The sequence below is a fragment of the Marivita sp. genome (assembly GCF_022763305.1).
Lineage (GTDB): Bacteria > Pseudomonadota > Alphaproteobacteria > Rhodobacterales > Rhodobacteraceae > Marivita.
In genome coordinates this window covers 1-4,745 of record NZ_JALEGT010000095.1, presented here as the reverse complement: position 1 = coordinate 4,745, position 4,745 = coordinate 1, and the positions used below count along the sequence as shown (strand labels likewise).

8 protein-coding genes are annotated in these 4,745 nt (G+C 57.4%); 6 read left to right on the top strand and 2 right to left on the bottom strand.

Features of this window, described 5'->3' with window-relative positions:
- Positions 1-758: protein-disulfide reductase DsbD domain-containing protein (locus MRY75_RS16955; protein WP_292309187.1), on the bottom strand; the 758-nt coding region annotated here is incomplete at its 3' end.
- 265 nt (positions 759-1,023) lie between these two features.
- Positions 1,024-1,326, bottom strand: a complete 303-nt coding sequence (locus MRY75_RS16950; RefSeq protein ID WP_292309186.1) for a DUF2933 domain-containing protein — start codon at positions 1,324-1,326, stop codon at positions 1,024-1,026.
- A gap of 199 nt (positions 1,327-1,525) precedes the next feature.
- Here MRY75_RS16950 and MRY75_RS16945 point away from each other — a divergent pair, with 199 nt between their 5' ends.
- The 6 genes from MRY75_RS16945 to MRY75_RS16920 form a co-directional block, all read left to right on the top strand.
- Complete coding sequence (locus MRY75_RS16945; RefSeq protein ID WP_292309188.1) at positions 1,526-2,044, top strand: L,D-transpeptidase; 519 nt, start codon at positions 1,526-1,528, stop codon at positions 2,042-2,044.
- Between the two features lie 28 nt (positions 2,045-2,072).
- The gene (locus MRY75_RS16940) at positions 2,073-2,531 is read left to right on the top strand and encodes a cytochrome c (protein ID WP_292309185.1); all 459 of its coding nucleotides are present in this window, start codon (positions 2,073-2,075) and stop codon (positions 2,529-2,531) included.
- Positions 2,531-2,860, top strand: a complete 330-nt coding sequence (locus MRY75_RS16935) for a hypothetical protein (RefSeq protein ID WP_292309184.1) — start codon at positions 2,531-2,533, stop codon at positions 2,858-2,860. The genes MRY75_RS16940 and MRY75_RS16935 overlap by 1 nt, the downstream gene beginning before the upstream one ends.
- Before the next feature lie 43 nt (positions 2,861-2,903).
- A complete protein-coding gene (locus tag MRY75_RS16930; protein WP_292309183.1) occupies positions 2,904-3,497 on the top strand; it encodes a cytochrome c in 594 nt (197 codons plus the stop codon).
- A 2-nt stretch (positions 3,498-3,499) separates the two neighbouring features.
- Positions 3,500-4,417: a cytochrome c gene (locus tag MRY75_RS16925; RefSeq protein WP_292309182.1), complete on the top strand. Its 918-nt coding sequence runs from the start codon at positions 3,500-3,502 to the stop codon at positions 4,415-4,417.
- A gap of 45 nt (positions 4,418-4,462) precedes the next feature.
- A partial coding sequence (locus MRY75_RS16920) for a multicopper oxidase domain-containing protein (protein WP_292309181.1) occupies positions 4,463-4,745 on the top strand: 283 nt, incomplete at its 3' end.

The window sequence follows — 4,745 nt, the reverse complement described above, 5'->3', positions numbered from 1 at the left end:
CGCGCCCAAAGCAAACGTCCCTGTTCCGCCAAACGAATATCGGGTTTGCCAAGCGCAACACCCAAACCGAGTTCGGGAAACACATCCGGCGACCGGAGTGGTTCATTGACGCGCAGGCTCACGATGAGCTCCGTGAGGCCTTCGTTGACGAATGCATTTGCTTCTCTGACACCACCCGCCTCAGGCCCGTCGGGGACACGCTCGGAATATCTCCCAATCAGTGCTGCGGACGAGCTGTCGATGCCGTTGCCGCGTCCGAGGTGAAGTGACAGGTTAAACTCTTCCGGGACGCAGACATCAGAGCACACCAGAAGTCTGACCTGTGCAGAGAGAGTGGCCGGGGTGCCGGGCTCATCGAGCACGACGCGCAGCGGAAAGACCACTTCATCCGAATAGCCGAAGTTTTCGATGCCGAAGGCGGTGAACCGCGTTGGGGCGGGCCACATGAATTCGACATCTGCGACGTTTTCGGAACCTCCCCACTCGACCGAAGGCGGGATACCGACTTCTCCTGGCGACCGCCAGTACGTCTTCCAGCTTTCGTTCAGCTGAATATGAAGTCCTGCTGGCAATGTTCGCGTATTTTCGGAAACGCCGTCTTGAGCGGCGATGAGGCGCGCCGTCAGAGGAGCACTCGTGTAGACGACCGATGTCTCCGCAGACGCACTACCCGTAGCGACTGCGAGCAACACGAAGGGCAGAATGAAGGCGCGATATAGAAGTGACAGGTTCTTAAACACGACGTCCGTCTTTTTCACGTATTGCCCGCTCGGTTATCTTTGTAAGGCGTCATTGCCTTAAATACCCCCGACCGCAAATCCCTGTCGGCCGTCTGAACAGACAATCTGCGACACACCTCCAAGGGAAACGGAAACCGTTTGGCATCCATCGGGAAGGATGGATTTTCCCTCTTTGCTGGAAACGATAGCGTTGCGCTCTGGACAGTCCTCGAAGTTAGCCGCGCAGCCGCCAAGCACCGTAAGTGACGACAGCACTGCGATTACTCGTGGCGTTCCACGCAATTTATTGCCCGTCTCGGACGACGACTGGAATTGTGGACGGTACTGTCTGGGACACGTCTTCGATTTCGCTTCTTGCTTCTTTTGAATGGCACGATTTACCCATGACCTTGAACATAAGAAGATGCGCTCCGACGCAAAGCAGCAAAGGCGCGAAGACAGCCGCGTTGCTCCACAGCCCCGACATCGTTCCTCCGGCGAGGAGAAAACCAACAATCGGCACGAGCATAACGACGCAGCACGCCATCATCCCGTAATGCATGAGCCTGTCTTTGATCGGCTTATTTTGTTGGCTCTGCTTGTTCATGACATCCTCTCGACTGTGAGCTTGCCCCATCTGCCAGCTTCCAGTGGGGAAAGGTCAAGGATACAAATCGATACACTTCTCGCGGGCTTGTCAGGTTGCCTGAGGCTGGGTCTCGGATACAAATGCGTCAACTAATAATCGAGGCTTGGAGTATGTCATGACGTCTTCACGAAGCAGAGACTTGAACCGTCGGAAAATGATGGGATTCGCGGGTATCGCCTTGTTTGCGCCAAGCGTTGTCCGCGCCGAGGTCATTCGCCGAAATATCTCGTCTTTCCGAATTCATGAGTGGCAAGATCACTTTGAAGCGCTGGGTAAGGGGATCATTATTTCAGATACGGAAACTCGCGCGCTTCAGCATTGGACTGCAGATGGCGAGATGCGGATTTATCCGACATCCGTTCCGCTGACCGATGAGCTAACAAAACGCGGCTACACCGAAGTGGTGGAAAAGCGCGAGAACCCAAGCTGGGCGCCGACACCTTCTATGCGGGAACGCAATCCGGAATGGCCGGCGCTCGTTGAAGGGGGCGATCCGGCAAACCCCCTGGGTACTCGTGCACTTTATCTATCTTGGCAATATTACCGGATTCACGGGACACAGGACACGCGCAAGATCGGTCGTCGATCTTCAAACGGATGTATCGGATTGTTCAACGAACAGATCGAGGAAGTCTACGAGCGGACACCTGTCGGCACTCAAGTCAAACTCATCTGAGACATCGGGCAAGACGGAAGATACAGGCATGGATAAACTGACCGCGCTCATTGGTGCCGTTTTCATTGTCGGCGGAGGGTTTGCCGTTTGGCAGTTCGCCGGTTCAAAGGATACGGCTGTGGGTCACTCCATGACGCCACCGGACACAAGCGAGATCGCTGAAGGCGACCCGATTGTTCAGGTCCAACTACCTGACGACCTCTCGCAGCAGGCGGCGCTCGGAAAGACCATTTTCGAGGCAATGTGTTCTGAGTGTCACGGTAAAAATGCCGCCGGTCGCAACGGTGTTGCGCCGCCTCTGGTGCACAAGATTTACGAACCAAGCCACCATTCGGACATGGCCTTTGTTCTGGCCGCCCAAAACGGCGTGCGCGCGCATCACTGGAATTTCGGAAACATGCCAAGGATCGAGGGGCTGACCCAAGGGGACGTCAAGATGGTGGCCGCCTACGTTCGCGAATTGCAACGGGCAAATGGGATCAACTGATGCGTTGGTCGAAGGCGAACAGATGGATTCTGTCGACCGTTTTCGGCCTTTTCCTCATTGTGCTCGGTGTGCCCGAGGCACCCGCATTTCATGTTGAAGCGGCCCTGTCGCAAGACATCCACGTTCATGAGGATCTTGGGGCATCGACGAGCACAGACTCTGGCCACTGTCATCCGGGCCTGGATTGTTCTGTCCCTGCCGCGTTGTTGCTTCAGCCAAACGTGATTTACGAGCCTCTTTTCTTGAAAACCGTCATGCAAGACGGCGCGATGCAACGAACCGAATTGCGCCCCAACAACGATCCTCCACCGCCACGACAATGGGTCTGATTTCACATCAAGCACACAGCAGACCTATCGAAGGATCGAAAAGATGAAGAAAATCACCGTCACAGCAACAATATTGATTGCTGGAACTGCAGTCGCGGCATTCGCCCATGGCGGCGCGACCGGCATCGTCAAAGAACGCATGGACGCCATGCTGGCAATGGGGAAGGCAGTCAAAGCCGTGGCGCCCATGATGCAAGGTGAAACGCCTTACGACGCAGAGACCGTCCGTGACGCTGCGCGCCTGTTCCAGCAGCACGCCGGTGAGAACATGACGAAACTGTTTCCTGAAGGCACAGGGGGCATGCCCTCGGAAGCCAAAGACGAGGTTTGGACTGAATGGGACCGCTTCGCGGCGTTGGCGACGCAGCTTGAGGAGTATTCCGAAGGATTGGAACGCGCGGCCGGAAACGGCTTGGGCGGCATGAACGGCAATGCCTCAATGGGTGGCGCGACGATGATGGGTGGCGGGTCCATGATGGGAAGCGCCAACAGCATGATGGGCGGAAGCACGATGATGGGTGGCAATAACATGATGGATGCTGCCGCCATTGCCGAAATGCCCGCCGACGCGGCATTTGCGATGACGACGCAGGTCTGCTCCGCCTGCCATGAACGCTTCCGGGCGGAAGAAGACTGACCATGCGGCGGTTATTGACGTTCGTCAGCGGGATCGCCGTGCTGGGCGCGGCCGGTCTCGGGGCGGTGATCGCCTGGCCAGTCGGCAGTGCGGTGACCCCGATCACAACACAGGGCAATGTCGACCAAGGCGCGTATCTGGCGCGCGCCAGTGGGTGTATTGCCTGTCATACCAATTTTGAAGCGGGAGGCGCGCCACTTGCCGGGGGCGCGCCCCTCGAAACCCCCTTCGGAACATTCTACCCTCCCAACCTGACAACCGATCCAGAACATGGCATCGGCGCCTGGACGGCAGAACAGTTCGCAAAGGCCGTCCGCCAGGGTATCGGACCCGATGGAACCCCGTATTACCCGTCCTTCCCATACACGTTTTACGCGGATTTCTCGGATCAGGATGTCGCGGATCTCTGGGCGGCGTTTCAAACGGTGCCTCCCGTAGCGGAACCTGCACCGAAGAACGATGTCGGCTTTCCGTTCGACCAACGCTGGGGACTCAAGCTCTGGCGGGCCGCATTCTTCTACGACCCGAAGACCGAACCGATTGAGGGTCGAAGCGATGGTTGGAATCGAGGACGGGAATTGGTGCGCGGGGCAGCGCATTGCGGCGCATGCCACACTCCGCGGAACCTCGCGGGCGGGCGCGACATCGGTGCCTCCTTTGCCGGCAACGACCAACTCCCCGGTGGAAGCAAGGCACCTTCGATACGTCCGAAAGACCTCGAGGCTAAAGACTGGACGGTTTCAAATCTCGCTTATGCCTTGCAAACCGGCATTACTCCGTCGGGTGACGCCTTCGGCGGCAGCATGGCTGAAGTTGTTCGAGAGGGAACCCGGTTTCTGACGGCTGACGACCGCCAGGCAATGGCGCTTTACCTGCTGGATAAAGACACGGTCGAGGCCTCAAACGCCGGGTCGAACTAAACTTACGCGAGGGCGTTTAGCCCTCGCTTTTCTCGAGGACGAAAAATGAAACAAACACGTCGGGAATTCTTGCGCCATGCAACATTTGCGACCTGCGCGGTGGCAATCCCGCGGTCAGTATATGCAGAGACCCCTTTCGAGGATGTGGTTGCCAAGGTTGTACGTCGACAGCTTCTTCCGGACAGCTACCCGGAAACAGAGATCTGGGGCTATGGCGGCCTTGTCCCAGCCCCGGAAATCCGGGTCGCACAGGGTGATCGGGTGCGTCGTCGGTTCCGCAATGAGGTCCCGGATCCCAGTTCGGTTCATTGGCATGGAATCCGGATCG